Below are 18,073 nucleotides of genomic sequence, written 5' to 3' on the forward strand. Positions count from 1 at the left end.
TAAAATCCACAATTTTGCAATCCAAAAGCAAGTCACAAACCCTCTTTTCACAAATTTGTCAAGATGATTATTTTATTACACGAAACAGCACCCTTGTCCTCTCCTGCCTTGCCCGCACCGGGAGATATCCTCAAAAGGCAATATTATCTACATGTTACATTTTTATTTTTATAAATACACCCTATTTTCCTTTTTGAGAGGTCTGCATCCCTTTTTGTCCAAAATTGATATTACCACGACAGGCGCGCAATCCACCACCTCCCGGCGAACAAGATTGCTTGCAGGGAATCATTTTACACCATTTCTTCTCTTTGCTAACAAAGCAGGCCATGCGCTATTACCCCCTGCTTCTTGATCTTCACCACAAAAATTGTCTGGTCGTTGGGGCCGGCACAGTCGGTACACGCAAGATCCGTACGCTGCTCAAGGCCTCGCCCAAACATCTGCTTGTTCTGGATACGGCCCCCTTTTCCACCAAACTGACCCGCCTTGCCGCCCGGCATCCGGAGCTTGTTCTGGAAAACCGCACCTTTTCCGCCAACGACCTCGACCAGAAACATCTGGTCTTTGCCTGTACCAGCAATCGAACGCTTAATGCCGCCATTGCCAGGGGGTGCCAGCAACGCAACATTCTGTGCAACATTATTGACGATCCACAGGCCGGTGATGTTGTTCTCCCGTCGATTATCCAGCGGGGAGACCTGCTTGTGACGGTATCGACTTCCGGAAAATCCCCCGCCCTGTGCCGAACCCTCAGACAAGAGCTTGATTGTCGGTTCGGAGAAGAATATGAGATCCTGCTCGACCTTTTGGGCAGAATCAGGCAGGCAATGCTTCCCTTGGGCCAGGATAGTGATGACAACGCCGAATGTTTCAGATCGCTGGTCAATTCTTCCCTGCTTGCAGCCATCCGCGAAAAGGACACCGACGAAATCCGCACCATCCTGGCCAGACTTCTGCCCAAAGAACTCCACCCTTCCATCGGAGCCTTGACCCATGACCTTTTTCCGTCTCTTTGAGTTTTTGGTCGCCTTCCTGTACTTTGCAGGAGCTCTTGTGTTTCTTGTAGGTCTGGTGACGCACAAAACATCCTTCACAAAAGTCTCCATCTGGACCACGGCGACCAGTTTTGGACTGCACACCATTGATCTTCTGGTCACCTGGCTGCATTCCGGAGGACTTGGGGCGGACCAGGGACCCTTTTATTTCAGCCTGCTGGCCTGGTGTTTTCTGGTCATTTTCTTCGCATTCTGGTGGAGGCTGCGCATGAAATTCCTGGCACTCATCGCCTCTCCCCTCGCCCTCATCGTGTTCACCTCATCTTTGGCCATTTCTCCATCCACCCAGCCCGTTCCCCAGACCTTTGTGGGTCTTTGGTTCGGACTGCACATAGGCGCCCTGTTCGTGAGCATTGCCCTGCTGGCCATGGCCTTCGGGTCCGGGGTAACCTATCTGTATCTGGAAAAAAAAATCAAAACCAAAGCGCGTTTCAAGGGCTTTTCCCGGGATCTTCCCTCCCTGCACACCTGTGACCGCGTCAATCATGTCAGCGTGGTGGCCGGGTTTCCCTTGTACACCGTGGGTATCCTCAGCGGATTCATCTGGGCGGCCTTTACCTGGAAACACATGTTCAGCTGGGACCCCAAGGAAGTTGTTTCCCTGCTCATCTGGCTGATCTTCGCCTATGTCTTCCACCAGCGACTGGCCATTGGCTGGAACGGCCGCAAACCGGCCAAGGCAGCCATCTGGCTCTTTCTTCTGGTGATCGCCTCCATGCTGTTCATCAATTTTTTCGTGCCCACGCACCACCAGTTTCAGATGTAGGAAGAAGACCCGACAGAAACAAGGACAAAAACGGGGAGAACAGGAGACAGCAAGGAACCACGGGTTCAAGAAGGTCTCTACCTTGCGCCTTGTCTTGTTGCTTTTTCCCGCATCCAGGTCATATCCCGTTTTCATCGCCATCACTCTTTATACACACGATTGCCCATAATGAATCAAACCATCTACCTCATAGGCCTCAATCACCGGACAGCCGATGTCTCCATCAGGGAGCAGCTGGCCCTGCCGGATTGCAATCCCTGTTTGCAAGGACTGGTCAGACCTGACGGTCCCATCAGGGAAGCCCTGATCCTTTCCACATGCAATCGGGTTGAATTTCTGGTTGTTGGCGATCCTCAAAAAGACCCTGTTCAGGAAGTGCTCCATTTCTGGGGATCAACGTGCTCTGTAGATGCGCAAACCATCAGCAAACACGCCTACACCTATCAGGGCCTTGAAGCCATCCATCACCTGTTTACTGTTGCGTCCAGCCTGGATTCCATGATTCTGGGAGAACCCCAGATCCTCGGACAACTCAAGCAGGCCTACCGCAAGGCCGTGGAATACGGCAGTGCCCGGGTTATCGTCAGCAGGGCCCTGCACAAGGCCTTTTCCGTGGCCAAACGCGTGCGCACGGAAACGGCCATTGCCTCCAATGCGGTCTCCATCAGCTATGCAGCCGTGGAGCTGGCCAAGCGCATTTTCGGCGATCTTGCACCCCAGCGTGCCATGCTGGTGGGTGCAGGCGAAATGGCCGAACTTGCGGCAACCCATCTTCTGGGAGCGGGTATTCAGGGTATCACTGTGGCCAACAGAACCCTTTGCCGAGGGGAAGAACTGGCTGACAAATTCGGCGGCAAGGCCATCGCTTTTGAAGAGCTGGTCGATCACCTTCCCGAGGTGGACATCATCATCAGTTCCACGGGATCACAGCATGCGGTCATCAGGGCACGGGACGTCAAAAAGGTTCTCAAAAAACGCAAGCACCGGCCCATGTTCTTCATAGACATTGCGGTCCCCAGGGATATCGATCCCGACGTGAACGGATTGGACAATGTCTATCTTTATGACATCGACGATCTCAAGGAAGTGGTGGAAGAAAACCTTGCCGAGCGCAAGGAAGAGGCGGGCAAGGCCGAGCTCATTGTCAAAGAGGAAGTGGACAGCTTTGCCCTCTGGCTCAAGTCCCTGGCCCTCAAACCCACCATTGTGGACCTTTTGGAACGGGGAGAGGCCATTGCCGAAAAAGAGATCAAAAAGACCCTCAAATCCCTTGGTCCCGAGGTATCGCCGGCCGTTCACGAGGCCCTTCAGGTCCTTGCCCATTCCCTCATCGGCAAATTGTACTGCGAACCCATTGCCTATCTCAAACGCCGAAGCAAAGAAGAAGACACCCTTACCAAATGCATCCACGACACCCGCAGGATGTTCAATCTTGACAACGAACAGGTTCCCCAGGACGCCCACAAGGACCGCAAAACCAGAACATGTCCCCACAAGACAGCCAATGAACGATTTTGGCCCCACAAATAATCCCTGTTTGCAGGCACACCTTCAAGGAAACCCGTATGCGATCCTATCAGATAGACGAATTCACTCCCCAACAGATGGAAACCATCAACGCCAGGCTCACGGAAAAGGGATTTGCCAGCTCCATTCCCCAGCTTTTTCAGATTCCCCTTCCCGACGAGCTCATGGAACCGGAACAAAAGGAACATGCTGATTCATGCGGCCCCTTTTACATGGCTGTTGAAACCGGCAAGGATTGGCTCAGGTTGGAATTTCTGGTTCGGGCCCGTCAGATCCTGCGTTGTTCCTGTATTGCCTACGCCACCCCCAAGCAGCGGGACTTCATGATGGACTTTATCGACACCACGCTGAAGGAATGGGATATCCCTGTTTGAGATGACCACCTGGCGCCTTCAGGATCTTCCCCCCAAATGGGCTCATTTCTGTCTGGGAATCGAACGGTTTGTCACCAAAGAGCTGAACGTTCGGCTCCAGGACACAACCCTGGTCATTGCCTATTCCACCGGGGTCGACTCCACGGCACTGCTGTACATTTTCCATATGCTGGCGCCCCGTCTGCACCTGCGTCTGGTGGGAGCCAACCTTGACCACGGGCTCAGACCCGAGGCCGCGCGGGAGCAACAGATAGCCCGACAAACATGCAGCCAACTGGGCATCCCCCTGGAATGCGCCCGCAGGGACATTGCATCCCTTGCCCGCCAACAGAGTCTGGGGCTGGAAGAGACCGGACGCCTGGAACGGTATCGCTTTCTGGAGGCTGTCAGGGCAAAGCACAACGCCGATTTCATCCTCACGGCCCATCAAGCCGATGATCTGGCCGAAGATGTGCTCATGCGGCTGATCCGGGGTGTTGGATGGCCCGGCCTGGCAGGCATGGCCGGGGTTGACCAGGATCGACACCTTGTGCGCCCCCTTTTGCAAACCCCCAAGCAGGTTCTTGAACAATTTCTGACTCATCTGGGCATCACCTGGGAAAAGGACGCGAGCAATGCGGATCCCTCTTTTTTACGCAACCGGGTCCGATCAACCATTCTTCCCCTGTTTCTTCAAGAGAACCCTGGTTTTCTCAAAACCGTGTACCAGTTGTGGCAATGCGGTCAGGCCGACCGTTCCTTCTGGGACCAGCGCCTTGCCCAGCACCTTCAGGGCCGAAAACAATACATCCCTTCCAGCCTGGCCGGTCTGGACAAGGCCGAACGCTGCCGATTGATCAAGCATGTGCTTGAATCCATGGGCCCGGGACAACCCCTGGCAGAATCGATCTCCCGACTTGATGCCCTCTGGCAGAACAGAGCCACCGGGAAAACCGTGCAGTTTCCCGGAGACAAGACCGCAACCATAACCCGGGACGGGATCGAGTTTTCCTGGAAACCATAAGGTCCCGGACAAAACATAGTTTGTCCGGGACCTTGTTCTTATCATGGGGAGCATGCCGCCCTGCCAGAAGATCACACGGCATCCACATCCTGCGGGCTGTTTGCCCCTGCTGGTGAAGTCCCCTCTCCCCAGACCCTTGCCACCTCTTCCCTGTGCTCCTGCACATAGTGTTCAACAGAATCCGGCACGAGATAACGAATGGATTGCCCCTTTCGCCATTTATCCCGGATAAGGGAAGAGCTGATGTCAAGCCGGTTCATTTCAAGGAAAAAAATGGCCAGGTGTCCCCTGGGAAGGTGCCAGCCCGTGGGGGTCATGCGGCTTGCAGGCCATATGTTTCTGATCAGTTCATCAGCTTCCGGGCGATCCACCCCGCCCCTGCAAACAACCACCAGATGGGCCAATTGCGGCAGACACGCGGCCTTGTACCATGAAGACAACAGGACAAGATCTTCGCTGCCCATGATGAAAAAAAGACGATCTTGTGGATCGGACAATCGATACGCCTGCAATGTATCATAGGTATAGGAAGGTCCTTGCCGTCGGGCTTCAAGATCATTGACCCGCATCCCGGCAAGATCCTGGACCGTATCCCTGAGCAGCTTGTACCTGACGGAAAAAGGCAAAAGGTTCCGGGTTTCCTTGTGGGGAGGAACGGCCGCCGGTACCAGGTCGATGCGATTGAGACCAAGCTGCTCACGCACCTCCAGGGCTAGGCGAAGATGCGCGATGTGAGGAGGATTAAAGGAACCGCCCAGAATACCGATTGTTTGCATATGTTCTCCCCAAGGGTTGCAGAAAAAGACACATTGCATCATCGTGCTGCAAGCACATGGCGTCTGATGGCCCTATATGCCCTGTTCCCCTGAATCGCAATCTGCCCTGGAACGCAAAAAAGCCCATGACAACCCTGGCCCCGGCATGGCACTCTGCTGCCGCCATGCGGGGGAACATATCCTTTATGCTTCCCATTGATATGTGGTTCATCGGAACATAAGAGTGATCTGCAACCGCCAACCCCGGAAAATGCGCCTGTGGACATTAACGCCATCCTGAAAAAAATCGACAAGGATTTCATCCTTTCCAAAGCCGAAAAACTCGGGAACACTGATTTTGCCAAGGTTCTCAAGGAATCGGAAACCATTCAAAAACTGGCGGCCAAAGAAGGACCGCTCCAGAAATTTGTCAACGACGTCACCCTGCTCATCGCTCTGGTCAAAGACTATTACACGGGAACCTATCGGGATATCCCCATCAAGAGTGTGGCGGCCATTGCATTCACCCTGCTGTATATTCTCAATCCCCTGGATCTGATTCCCGATTTTCTGCCGGGCATCGGCCAGCTGGATGATGCAGCCGTTGTGGCCCTGTGCCTCAAGATCATCAGAGACGACCTTGACAAATATGCCCAGCACACGACCCAACAACCCGACACCAAATCATGACCCTGGGAATGCTGCCATACGGGCCGTCATGACAATGTCCTCCACGTCTCTTTCCTGCAGCAGCCTGTGAACATGTCTTTCATTTCATTTCCAGATCTACCGATCATTCCGGTTCTAGGGGATCTGACCTCCGCCCTTGGTTCGTGCAATCGCGCGGTTTTGCAGGCCCTTCCCGGTGCCGGAAAAACCACCATCGTCCCCCTGCATCTCATGCATGAACCCTGGCTTGAGGGCCGCAAGATCCTGGTTCTCGAACCGCGACGACTGGCCGCCCGGGCAGCCTGCATGCGCATGGCCGATCTCCTCGGACAGCAGCCCGGGCAGGAAATCGGGTACATCACCCGTCTGGATACGCGGACATCCAAACAGGCTCGCGTGGAGATACTCACCGAAGGCATTCTGACCAAACGTCTCCAGAACGATCCCGAACTTGATGATGTGGGACTGATCATCTTTGACGAATTTCACGAACGGTCCATCCACGCCGACCTGGGGCTGACCCTGAGTCTGGACGTTCAGGAAAACCTGCGTGAGGACCTGCGCATCCTGATCATGTCGGCCACGCTGGATACCAGGAGTCTTGTGCATATCCTTGGCCACAAAACTCCGGTCATCACGGCCCCGGGACAATGCCATCCCGTTGTCACACGATATCTCCCCCCGGAACGATACCAGCGCATCGAACACCATACGGCAGCAGTCATTCAAAAGGTTCTTGTGGACGAACCTGGAAGCATCCTGGTTTTTCTGCCAGGTGTGCCGGAGATTTCACGGGTCCTCGGCCTTCTTGAATCCGCCGATCTGCCTGACCATGTTCGCGTTGTTCCCCTGTTCGGCAATCAGAGCAGGGCAGAGCAGGACAAGGCTCTCAACCCCGCCCCCCAAGGATCGCGCAAGGTGGTTCTTGCCACCTCCATTGCCGAGACGTCTCTTACCATCGAAGGCATACGCATAGTCATTGATGCGGGTCTCTGCCGCGTTTCCAGATACTCTCCCCGAACCGGCATGGACCGGTTGGAAACCCTGCCCGTGTCCACAAGTTCGGCGGACCAGCGCAGAGGCCGGGCAGGACGTCTTGAACCGGGGGTGTGCTTTCGCCTGTGGAGCAAAGCCCGACACGCTTCCCTTCCGCCCCACCTGCCTCCCGAGATCATGACCAGGGATCTGTGCGATCTGATCCTGACCCTTGCTGACTGGGGCACCACCGAGCTGAGCGATCTCGAGTGGATCACGCCGCCCCCGCAGCCCCATCAGGACAAGGCCCGGTCACTGCTGATCCAACTCGGTGCCCTTGACCGACAAGGACGCATTACCCCACACGGACGAGAGATGCAGCTGATGGGTACCCATCCCCGACTGGCCCACCTCATCATTCAAGCAGGCAAGCTGAACATGGCATGGACAGGGTGCGTCACAGCCGCCCTGTTCATGGAACGTGATATCTTCGACCATGCCCGCGGCAACCATAAAGATCGTGATATCCGCCTCAGACTCGACGCTCTGGACCATGTGATCCGCAACAAACAACCTGCTCACCGGATCAACCGTGCCGTGTGCAAACGAATTCTCACTCAGGCACGTCTCTGGAAACGAAAGATCAACGCAAAAGACGATAGGCTCTTCCCCGAATCATGCGGCAATCTTCTTTCCCTGGCCTTTCCCGATCGCATCGCACGCCGCCGATCAGCCAGCACCCATGAAACAGGCTACCAGCTTGCCAACGGCAAGGCAGCCAGGTTCCCGGGAACAGATCCTCTGACCACCTTTCCCTGGCTGGTCATTCCGGAACTGGATGACAAGGGAAGGGAAGCTGTGATCCAGCTGGCCGCGCCCATTGAACAGACCTGGCTGGAAGAGCATCTCCCCCACATGTGGCAAACCCGGAAAGCGTATGCATGGGACCCTGCGCGCAAGGAGGTCATGGCCCAGGAAATCCTTTCCTTTGGCAAGATAACGGTCCGGTCGTCCCGTCTGACCCGTCCTGATCCCCACAAACTCCAGGAGATAACCATCCGGGCCGTTCAGGAACATGGACTTAATCTGCTTCCCTGGAACAAAGCCAGCCGTGTGTGGCTCTGTCGGGTGCGCTTTCTCCTCAACTGCGGGGTGGAACTTCCCGCACATGACGATGCAACCCTACTGCGCGAACTCGAAACATGGCTGGCGCCCTTTTTCCCCCAGCCCATACCCCGGCTGGACACCATTGATCTGGTGGCCGCCCTGAAATCGCGACTCTCATGGGACCAACAGCAGCAGGTGGAAAAACTGGCCCCCACCCATCTGACCGTCCCCAGCGGTTCGCGCATTCCTGTGAATTATGAAGGAGAAGTGCCTGTTCTTGCAGTCCGGATTCAGGAACTTTTCGGATGGCAGCAAACCCCAAAAATTGCCGGTGGCAGGGTTGGTCTCTGCATCCATCTTCTCTCCCCGGCCCACCGCCCCGTCCAGATCACCTCGGATCTGGCCGGGTTCTGGCAGACAGGGTATCCGGACGTCAAAAAAGAACTCAAGGGACGCTACCCCAAGCACTACTGGCCCGACGACCCCTTCACGGCCAGGGCAACGAAAAAAACAAAAAAAGGCATGGGGCTGTAAACCTAGGACATGCAGAAACAAACGGTGTTCCCTTGTCAGGTTCCCCCAAGAAACCCTTGGAATCAGACCGCTGAGGATTGTTTCTGCCGTCAGGTCTGGTCTTTTAGAGCATCTCCTTCATCTGGCCGAAATAATCATCCCGATGAAACAACGATCCGTATGTTGTTTCCAGGTCATCCAGTTTCTCAAGAAACACGGGCCACTCCCAGATTTCATCCACCTTTTTGTTGTCCACAAACACCTTGAACGACGTGCCCCGGGGGCAGGTGCTGAAGATGATCTCAAACGTCTGCCCGTTCTTATAGATCTTCCAGGGTGCCGACCACAGGGTCCGATCTCCTTCAGTCTTTTTGTACTTTTCAAAAAATCTGGTGGCAATACCCTGAATTTCCTGATTATCCATTATCTTTCTCCAGCGTTTATCCGCCCGCAAGGGGCAAGGTTATCCTCCACATCCGGACCAACAACACGTCGAACCGGAAACCTTTTTCATGCCAGGAAGAGTAGCGTTATACAATACGTGCAAGGCATAATGTCCAGGATGCCCCTGAAAATGATCACGTTGTCTCCGGGCCTTTTGAGCCCCGGGGCTCTGCGGATGATACACAAAACAAGTTTCCCGGAAAACAGCCTCGCCCCCTAGAGGTAACCCGTGAACCATCGACGTTATGGGACAACGGCTGCTCGGGATGACGTGCTCTCCAGGGGCGCGGTGCATGGCAGCCCCATGGATCGGGCAATGTATTGGGCAATATCGGTGTTGTCGTAATACCCCCCAAAGGCCTCGGCTCCAACACCAAGGGCCGAGGTCATGACCGGAGTTGCCGTGTGCTTGTACGTGGCCCAGCCCAATCCGGCCTTGTGGTTGAGAACATGGGTCAGGGTGACGGTCAGGGGATCTTCACCGCCGTATGCAAGAGATTCCCGGCGCTTGTGGCGTGACCCGGTACCCTTCTGCCTGCTCAGGTCAAAGGCCTGCCTGATCTGCTCCTGTTCCCGATCGTTCACAACCAGGGGATTGGTAGTTGGATCACCTTCAAATTGCAGGGGAAAATGTCGGGTAATGGATGACCTGGCCGTTTCCCATCCCATGCCCTGCATCGCGATGGGCCGGACCACCCTGTCATGGAATTGTTGAAAAGAGAGGCGTTGCCTGCGCAAAAGCGTGTAAAGGGATGCGTATCCGGTACCTGCGTATCCCAGGCTCAAACCGCCACACTCATGATCAGCAGTAACCACAATCAAGGTCTCGGCAGGATGCTTCGTATAAAAGGCATGGGCCGCATCAATGGCCGCATCAAAGGCTAGGATCTCACCAATGGCTGTTGCGGCATCATGGGCATGGCAGGCCCAGTCGATTTTGCCACCCTCAACCATGAGAAAAAATCCATCATCATTGTCCAAAAGTTCAATGCCCTTGGCCGTGAACTCAGCAAGGGAAATATCATTGGAACGGGCATCAATGGCATAGGGAAGAGCACCATGATCCGGCAACCAGCTGTTGCATGCATAGACCTTGCCGCATCCCTGCTCAAGAGCCATGAACGCCTTCTTGCTGGTGACCAGGCGATACCCACTGTCTTGGATCACGTCCCAGGCATTTCCCTGAAAAACAGTAGCGCCATTTCTGACATTGTCAGGATCGATGAGTCCTCCTCCGCCCAGAAAATCAAATCCGCTTGCAGCCAGGGCCATGCTGATATCATAATATTGTTTGCGTTGTGGCACATGGGCGTAAAAGGCAGCAGGTGTCGAGTGGTTCAGGGATACGGATGAAATGAGCCCCACCTTCATTCCCTTGTCCTTGGCCATGGCCGCCAGAGACGCAAGGGGATGTCCCTCCGGATCCATGCCGATCATGCCCACATTGGTTTTTCGACCACAAGCCAGGGCAGTGCCCGCAGCCGCAGAGTCGGTAATAAACCGATCTGCAGCATACGTTGAGGTCACTCCGTGGACAGGGAACCCATCCATGCGCAGGGGCCTGTCATGAACCTTTGCGGCCAGGGCACGCTGCGCAATCCCCATGCCGTCACCAATAAAAAGAAACACATACTTGGCATTGGCTGCGCCCGCCCCTTGGGGCAGCACCATCACCCACACCATGGCCATCCAAACGGTCACCAGACTTTGCCAACAGCCATAAGTACGCTTGTTCATACCTGCACACCCTGTTTCATGATTCCACCGATATGTCCCCAAGAACATGGTCAAAACACATCCGTCCCATTAATGGGTCCAACATCCCTGTTCTACACGCAATGCCAGCATCTTGCAAAAGGGTATGCCTTGATCCCGGGCAACCCGAGGCGTTGTACAACAGCAGCATGCAGGATGCAGATCCTCACAATAAACCAGGGCACGGATCACAGCCGGTCATCAGCCTGATCCGTGCCCTGGCATGGGTCAACAAGGTGTTTAGTCATCCCCAAAAATCATGTAACCCACATCTTCGTTGTAATGGACCACTTCACTGTCCAGCGATGTTTCCTCATCGATATGAATGGCGGCCCTGGTTCCGGTCAGTTGATCCCGGCGGACATTGGATGGATTATCGCCGTTAAACGACTGCATTATCGCCAAAAAATCCGGACTGGAGGCAAACGCATGACTCCACGAGAGACCATACCCAGAGCTGGTCACCACCGTGCCTGTCCTGCCCACAAGAAATTGCTTGCGGTTGACCACGCCGCTTGATGGCTCCCAGGCAATATACCCGACGGATTCGTTGCCATGAATCTGGTCCGCAGCCTCTTCTTCCTGAAGGGTACAGGTAAATCCCTGCTGGGAAATCCCAGACAAACGGATTACACAGGGAGCCGAATCATTGTCTGTGTTCAGTGCAGCCATGACAACCGGAGCCTGCGTGCTCATCTGGGGAAACCAGACCTCTGTACCGACGTCACTGCTTTGGGACACCTCCGCCATGCCGGCCTGGACCATGGTCCCGTCCTGCAGCACATAGGTGCCCTGCTCCATGACCATGTAGCTCACGGATTCCCTGCCATGGTCAGCGCTCTGGTACGCCCATTTCCGGATACCCATATCGCATCCCGTGGAGGTCACATTGCGAACCCGAATGGTGGCCGGCTCAGGATCGTCATGGCCCAAAGGACCCACAACCACAACAGGTGACGTGTAGGTCCGTTTGAAATCCACATGGATCCAGGAACCATCCATATCGAGCACACCGGTTTCAAAAACCATGCTGGTCATGCTGGGTTCAGTGGAATTGTCATCAGCCGGATCATACCCATCCCTGATTTCAAGACCGTCGAGGTCCCCGTCATTGTCCGCATCAGGATCCAGAAGATTGATCAAGCCATCACCATCTTCGTCCTCATTCCAGGCATCATCCCAATACGCCAGTTCGTCCGCATCGTTTAGGTGATCATTGTCCGAATCCGGATCCTGGGGATCGGTCCCGTACACCTCTGTTTCCTGGGTATTGGACAGCCCGTCATCATCCTGATCCACCTGAAGGGAAGCATGGGTACATGCCAGATAGGCAATACGCTCGCCATAATGATCCAATTCCTCATCCAAAGACTGTTCCTCCACAACAGCCAGGCCAACCGATGCAGCCCCTTTGCTGTCATGTCGCACATTGGCCGTGTTCGGGCCAACTATCCCTTGCATGTTGGCAAGAAGCACCGGAGGCGAGACAAAGCCATCACCCAGGGAGCACTCCTGCATCTCATGGGTCAGCAATACGTCGGAAAGGCCGACATCAAAGCGGAACCCGTTGAGCATACCGGCGAAGCTTTCCCAGGCAATGTATGAAACCGTCTCGGAAGCATGCTGCTGATCACCGGCCTCTTCTTCCTGGAGAAGATAGGTAAATCCCTCCTGACTCACCTGCTCGATTCTCCCCACAACAGCAGCCGCATCATTGTGAGATACAATGGAAGCAAATACCTGGGGAACTTCCTGAAACACCTGGTTGAAGACAAAAAACTGCCCGGGTCCGTCATGGACATCAATATTTTCGGCGCACAGGCGCGTGCCATCGGCCAGTTCGTATTTCCCGCTTTCCATGACCACGTATCCCAGCTGTTCAACTCCATGTTCCTGTGTCTGATAATCCCAGGTCTGGATACGGACATCACAACCGGTTGCATTGAGATTTCTGACCCGGACCAGGGCCGGAGCCTGATTGGCGGAGCCCAGGGGGCCTGCCACAAAAACGGGATCCGTGAACCCAGCGGTAAACTCCACATGGGTCCAGTCATCACCAACAGTGATTTCACCAACCTCGAACAGCACATCGGTACTGCTGGGGGACACGGACAAGGGATCGGCAGGATCCGTACCCATGAGCAGTTCATACCCGTCATGATCGCCATCATTATCCGCATCCGGATCAAGCAGATTGATGACACCGTCCTCATCAATATCATCGTCCCAACGATCTCCCCAATAGGCCAGTTCTTCACCATCCGGCAGACCGTCTTCATCGGTATCATCGTCGTCCGGCCGGGTTCCGAGCACATTGGTTTCCCGATCATTGTCAAGTCCGTCACGATCCAGATCCACGTCATCGGGATTATCGGAACAGGCGATAAAGCCAACCTCTTCCCTGACCACATGTTCCATTTCATCATCCAGGGACTGCTCTTCCTTGACCATCAGGGTGATGGTGCCGGTATCTTTGGTCCCATACCGCAGATTGCACGGATTCACGCCCTGCATCGTCTGCATGTCGGCCACCACAGCGGGTATGCCTGCAAAAGTCCTGGTAAAGGTTGCCTCGCGCAACCCGTGATCCATGATCTTCCCGGTCCGGGCCACATTGACTGCCATATTGCCCACGATTCCGGAAAAAGGCTCCCAGGCAATGTAGGCGACCGTTTCAGCCCCGTGTATGCGAGTGCTTTGTTCTTCTTCCTGCAGGAGATAGGTGAATCCCTGTGGCGTAATCCCGGATATTCTGCCCACAACAGGATTGGCTTCCCTTTCCGTGACAACAGATGCCATGACTACAGGTACAACGGAACAGGAATTGCCAAAACCAACCCAAAAGGACTCCCCGCCCTGAATGTCCTCATATCCCGCGCTGACCCGAGTCCCGTCATCAAGCACATAGTCACCATGCTCCATGACCATGTACGTCAAGGTCTCGGATCCATGCACATCATCCTCGTACATCCATTCCTTGATCCGGACATCAAAGCCCGTCCCATTGACCTGGCGGATACTTACGGTTGCAGGCGCCTCATCCTGCAAGCTCATGGGGCCGGCAACAACCACCGGATCCCGGAAGGTTTTGGGAAACGTGACTCGTTTCCAGGTGCTGTCTACTGTTGTCTCGCCAAAGGCAAAAACAATGGCTCCCTCATCAGGCGGAAAAGAATCCGCATCCTGGGGGTCATACCCGTACAGTTTTTCATACCCGTCCAGAAATCCATCCCCATCCGAGTCCGGGTCAACGAGATTGACCAATCCGTCATCATCCGGATCAAGGTTCCAGGCATCCCCCCAGAAATCCCGTTCCTCGCCGTCAACAATGCCGTCGCCATCGGTATCGGGATTGGTGGCGTTGGTGCCGTAGATGGAGGTTTCGTCGTCGTTACGCAGGCCATCATGGTCCACGTCCTCATCGACCATGTACCGGGGCAGGACCATGTACCCCACCTGCTCTCCCACATGATCCATTTCCGTGTCCAAGGACTGTTCTTCTTCAACCTTGATCTCCACGGTGCCGGACGTTTTGTTGCGATATCGAAGCGTAGCCGGGTTGTCGCCGTTAAAGGTCTGCATGGTAGCCAAAAATACCGGTGGCAGGGTAAAAGACTGGTCAAAGGTCATGACCTGAAAAGAGTGAGTCACCTCCAAAGGATGTTTGAGCACGCTGAAAGCCGTACCATCCACGGTACCAGAAAATTCCTCCCAGGCGATATAGGCTACCCGTTCACCGGCATGATCCTGATCCTCGGCCTCTTCTTCCTGGATCAGATAGTCAAAACCGGTTTTGGTCACACTTCCCACTCGTCCCACGGCTGGCGTGGCATCATTTTCCGTTATGATCGAGGAAAACACCACGGGAACGGAGTTGAATTGCTGATTAAACGCAAAACGAAGCAAACCGCTGCCATAGGTATCAATCATGCCGCCGCAAACCCGTGTTCCATCGGCCAAGGTGTATTTGCCCTGTTCCATGACAAAAAAGCCCACATCCTCCAAGGCGTGGGCACCGTCTTCATATGCCCACTCCCTGATGGCCATTTCACACCCCGTGGCATTGACATTGCGGATTCTGACCACGCCGGGATCGTTTTCCGCAAAACTCAAGGGGCCGGCAATCACAACGGGCTGCACAAATGTACGCCCGAATTCCACCCGCTGCCACGTGGTCCCCAGCTGGACCTCTCCCATGGCAACAATGAGATCCAGCTGGTTGGGAGAGCTGGAATTGGCATCCCCGGGGTCATAACCGTTTTCGATTTCATAACCGTCCAGATCTCCATCTCCATCAGAATCCGGATCAAGAAGGTTGATTATCCCGTCATCATCTGCATCCTGGTCCCATAATGTTCCCCAATACTCCAGCTCTTCACCGTCAAGCAGGCCGTCATTGTCAGAGTCCGGATACTCGGGGTTCGTCCCGTATATTACTTCCTGCACATTGGAGATGCCGTCTCCGTCACTGTCCACATCCTGGGGATCCGTGGAAAAGGCAAAATAGCCCACCGACTCCTTGCCGGGATGATCGGTTTCTTCATTGGCGGACTGCTCCTCATCAATAAGCACCTCCATACCCGTCGTCGTTATGGAGGCAGCCCGCACATTGCACGGATCGGTCCCGAGCATGGTCTGCATATGGGCCACGCACCCGGGTTGGGCGGCAAACGTCGTGGCAAAAGGAACCGAACTCAGCGCATCGGTAATGACCGTGTCCGTCCTTCCCACTTCAAAAGCCGTGTTGCCCACGATGCCCGAAGACATCTCCCAGGCAATGTATGAGATAGTTTCCTGGGCATGGGTCTGATCGCTCTGCTCTTCTTCCTGCAAACCGTACTCGAACCCGTAGGCGGTAATGTCGGCAATCCGCCCCACAACGGCCTCACTCTCATTGACACTGTTGATGGTGGTGAACACCACGGGAACCTTGCTGAAAACCTGATTGTAATCGATCTGCTGTCTGGCTCCCGAGGCAAGGGTGACAAATCTGTCCGCACATATGCGTACCCCTCCGTCCAGGGTGTACTTGCCCCGTTCCATGACCAGATAGGACACGGTTTCCGCTGCATGCAGATTGTCCTGATACCCCCATTCCTGGACCATAATTTCAAATCCGGTACTTTCCACATTGCGGATGCGAAGGGTTGCCGGCTCATCCTCGGCAAGGCTCAAGGGCCCGGCCACAAGCACAGGGTCGTTGAATTCCTGTTTGAAATCCACCCGCTGCCATTCACCGGTCACGGTGATCCGGCCGGCTTCAAAAACAGGCAGAACCGTGCCTTGGGAAACAGATGCCGGATCCAGGGGATCATACCCGTTATTGATCTCGTACCCATCCGTGTCGCCATCATTGTCCGAATCCGGATCAAGAAGCTGGATGAGACCATCATGGTCATTGTCCTCATTCCATAAATCGCCCCAATAGGCGACTTCGTCCCCATCATCCATACCGTCATCGTCCGTATCCATACGCGAAGGATCGGTTCCGTACACATTTCTCTCATCCGAATCCGAAATGCCGTCCCGATCGGCATCCACTCCGGATTTTTTGGAAAAAAGGGCTATATAGCCCAGATCCTCGGCCTTGTGACTGACCTCGGCATCAAGGGAACGCTCTTCCTGTGCATACAGGGAAATGGCTGATGCACTTCGCTGATCCCATCTTAAAGTACAGGGATCTGATCCCGCAAAACTCTGCAGCGTACCAACCAAGACCGGTGTACCGTCAAAAGGCGTTACAAAATTCAGGGAAGACGGGATATGGGTAATGGCTGCATCCACACGGCGCACTTCATAAGAAATATCGTGCAATGTACCGTTGGAAGGTTCCCAGGCGATATAGGCAATCCGTTCAACATCATGCACCTGATCATGACCTTCCTGCTCCTGCATCTTGCAGGTAAATCCCCAGTTGTGGACGTCTTCTATGCGCAACGAAACGCCCTGGCCATCATGGGTGGAACTCACACTGGCCATAACAACAGGCGTCACGGCAAAGGTGTAGGCAAAAAGGACCTCGTCAAAATCAACACATTGATCCGTATCCACATATCCGGCACTGATCATGGTTCCATCGTGCAGGGAATAGGTTCCCTTTTCCATGACCATATACCCTACCTGCTCAGGACCGTGATCGTCGGCCAGATAATCCCAGGCCTGAACGCGGATTTCACATCCCGTTGCATTGACGTTTCGAATGCGGACAACAGCCGGGTCCGCATCGCTGGTCCCCATGGGGCTGACCACCACAACGGGGTCAACATACGTGCGCTCAAAATGAAGGCGTTTCCACTCATAATCGGCAGCAAATTCGCCCGCCTCCAGAGGAGGAAGATTCGACTGATCAAGGACATCCTTGAGAGGCCAATACCAGGTGTCGGCTATTTTCTGATACCCGGCTTCCGATGGATGCCGCATGTCGTAAAAATAGGGATATTCCGCATCATAATTCAGCACATGCTCCATGTTCACCAGAGCCAGGTTACTGCCTGCATCAATGCGTGACTGAATCATCTCGGCCAGTAAGTCATTGAACTGTGAGGTGTAGGTCCTGTAGGGTTCTGCTCCATCCTCATCCACCAGGTTGATGATCTGGGCCACGAGCACCATGACCTGAGAATGATAGCGCTCGATTTCATCCAGAATGTTTTCCACTTCCGAGACAATATCTTCCGGGGATTGATGTGCGGTAATGTCATTGGTTCCCACATGCAAAAGAACAATATCCGCAGGATTGCTTTGCAGCCAATCATAGATATTGTCGGCCAGTTCATCGGCCGTCCGACCCCCATAGGATTCATGATCAGGATCTTCAAACCGCCCGTCCTGTTGCAGCCCCACAAAATCGATATCATAACCTTCCTGACGCAAGGCTTCATACAGGGGGCGTCTGTAACCGTTGTAGAACATGCCATCACTGTCCGACTCACCGTATCCCCGTGTAATGGAGTCGCCAAGGGGCATGATGCTATACGCAGGTGAGTAAAAGGCCATGGCTCTGAAAATACAAACAAATTGCAATAAACAGAACAGACTCACCATTTTTACGGAGCACAATCGATTCATCAACCCTCCAGGTGCATGCGGAATCGTTTTTCATGAAAACAGGTAGCGACATACGTATC

At 54.3% G+C, this 18,073-nt stretch carries 11 protein-coding genes; 7 read left to right on the forward strand and 4 right to left on the reverse strand.

Annotated features, from left to right (window positions below):
* Positions 1-329 precede the first annotated feature (329 nt).
* From DPF_RS08515 to tilS, 5 genes are all read left to right on the forward strand, one after another.
* A complete protein-coding gene (locus DPF_RS08515; protein WP_069859060.1) occupies positions 330-1,019 on the forward strand; it encodes a precorrin-2 dehydrogenase/sirohydrochlorin ferrochelatase family protein in 690 nt (229 codons plus the stop codon).
* Complete coding sequence (locus DPF_RS08520) at positions 997-1,824, forward strand: cytochrome C assembly family protein (protein ID WP_069859062.1); 828 nt, start codon at positions 997-999, stop codon at positions 1,822-1,824. The genes DPF_RS08515 and DPF_RS08520 overlap by 23 nt, the downstream gene beginning before the upstream one ends.
* A gap of 168 nt (positions 1,825-1,992) precedes the next feature.
* The gene (gene hemA / locus DPF_RS08525) at positions 1,993-3,354 is read left to right on the forward strand and encodes a glutamyl-tRNA reductase (RefSeq protein WP_069859064.1); all 1,362 of its coding nucleotides are present in this window, start codon (positions 1,993-1,995) and stop codon (positions 3,352-3,354) included.
* 35 nt (positions 3,355-3,389) lie between these two features.
* Positions 3,390-3,725, forward strand: a complete 336-nt coding sequence (locus tag DPF_RS08530; protein WP_069859066.1) for a hypothetical protein — start codon at positions 3,390-3,392, stop codon at positions 3,723-3,725.
* 1 nt (position 3,726) lies between these two features.
* Positions 3,727-4,728 (forward strand): tRNA lysidine(34) synthetase TilS, encoded by a 1,002-nt coding sequence (gene tilS, locus DPF_RS08535; RefSeq protein ID WP_069859067.1) that lies wholly within the window; start codon positions 3,727-3,729, stop codon positions 4,726-4,728.
* A gap of 71 nt (positions 4,729-4,799) precedes the next feature.
* Here tilS and nadD read toward each other — a convergent pair whose 3' ends face one another.
* Positions 4,800-5,504 (reverse strand): nicotinate-nucleotide adenylyltransferase, encoded by a 705-nt coding sequence (nadD, locus tag DPF_RS08540; protein ID WP_069859069.1) that lies wholly within the window; start codon positions 5,502-5,504, stop codon positions 4,800-4,802.
* Between the two features lie 258 nt (positions 5,505-5,762).
* On the opposite strand from nadD, the gene DPF_RS08550 reads away from it, so the two are divergent.
* Positions 5,763-6,173 (forward strand): YkvA family protein, encoded by a 411-nt coding sequence (locus tag DPF_RS08550; protein ID WP_176724215.1) that lies wholly within the window; start codon positions 5,763-5,765, stop codon positions 6,171-6,173.
* A gap of 72 nt (positions 6,174-6,245) precedes the next feature.
* Positions 6,246-8,768: an ATP-dependent helicase HrpB gene (gene hrpB / locus DPF_RS08555; RefSeq protein WP_069859073.1), complete on the forward strand. Its 2,523-nt coding sequence runs from the start codon at positions 6,246-6,248 to the stop codon at positions 8,766-8,768.
* Between the two features lie 103 nt (positions 8,769-8,871).
* Here hrpB and DPF_RS08560 read toward each other — a convergent pair whose 3' ends face one another.
* The 3 genes from DPF_RS08560 to DPF_RS08570 form a co-directional block, all read right to left on the reverse strand.
* Positions 8,872-9,171, reverse strand: coding sequence for a hypothetical protein (locus DPF_RS08560; protein WP_069859075.1), 300 nt, complete (start codon positions 9,169-9,171; stop codon positions 8,872-8,874).
* 263 nt (positions 9,172-9,434) lie between these two features.
* The gene (locus tag DPF_RS08565) at positions 9,435-10,928 is read right to left on the reverse strand and encodes an alkaline phosphatase (RefSeq protein ID WP_069859077.1); all 1,494 of its coding nucleotides are present in this window, start codon (positions 10,926-10,928) and stop codon (positions 9,435-9,437) included.
* A 258-nt stretch (positions 10,929-11,186) separates the two neighbouring features.
* Entirely contained in the window at positions 11,187-18,014 is a 6,828-nt protein-coding gene (locus DPF_RS08570) for a GDSL-type esterase/lipase family protein (RefSeq protein WP_083254587.1), read from the reverse strand.
* Between the last annotated feature and the right edge of the window lie 59 nt (positions 18,015-18,073).

It is taken from the genome of Desulfoplanes formicivorans, from assembly GCF_001748225.1.
GTDB classification, from domain to species: domain Bacteria; phylum Desulfobacterota; class Desulfovibrionia; order Desulfovibrionales; family Desulfomicrobiaceae; genus Desulfoplanes; species Desulfoplanes formicivorans.

Bases quoted from the DNA above. Each gene is read 5' to 3' on its own strand.
- DPF_RS08515 (WP_069859060.1), top strand. From the start codon at position 330: ATGCGCTATTACCCCCTGCTTCTTGATCTTCACCACAAAAATTGTCTG.
- DPF_RS08520 (WP_069859062.1), top strand. From the start codon at position 997: ATGACCTTTTTCCGTCTCTTTGAGTTTTTGGTCGCCTTCCTGTACTTT.
- hemA (WP_069859064.1), top strand. From the start codon at position 1,993: ATGAATCAAACCATCTACCTCATAGGCCTCAATCACCGGACAGCCGAT.
- DPF_RS08530 (WP_069859066.1), top strand. From the start codon at position 3,390: ATGCGATCCTATCAGATAGACGAATTCACTCCCCAACAGATGGAAACC.
- tilS (WP_069859067.1), top strand. From the start codon at position 3,727: ATGACCACCTGGCGCCTTCAGGATCTTCCCCCCAAATGGGCTCATTTC.
- nadD (WP_069859069.1), bottom strand. From the start codon at position 5,504: ATGCAAACAATCGGTATTCTGGGCGGTTCCTTTAATCCTCCTCACATC.
- hrpB (WP_069859073.1), top strand. From the start codon at position 6,246: ATGTCTTTCATTTCATTTCCAGATCTACCGATCATTCCGGTTCTAGGG.
- DPF_RS08560 (WP_069859075.1), bottom strand. From the start codon at position 9,171: ATGGATAATCAGGAAATTCAGGGTATTGCCACCAGATTTTTTGAAAAG.
- DPF_RS08565 (WP_069859077.1), bottom strand. From the start codon at position 10,928: ATGAACAAGCGTACTTATGGCTGTTGGCAAAGTCTGGTGACCGTTTGG.
- DPF_RS08570 (WP_083254587.1), bottom strand. From the start codon at position 18,014: ATGAATCGATTGTGCTCCGTAAAAATGGTGAGTCTGTTCTGTTTATTG.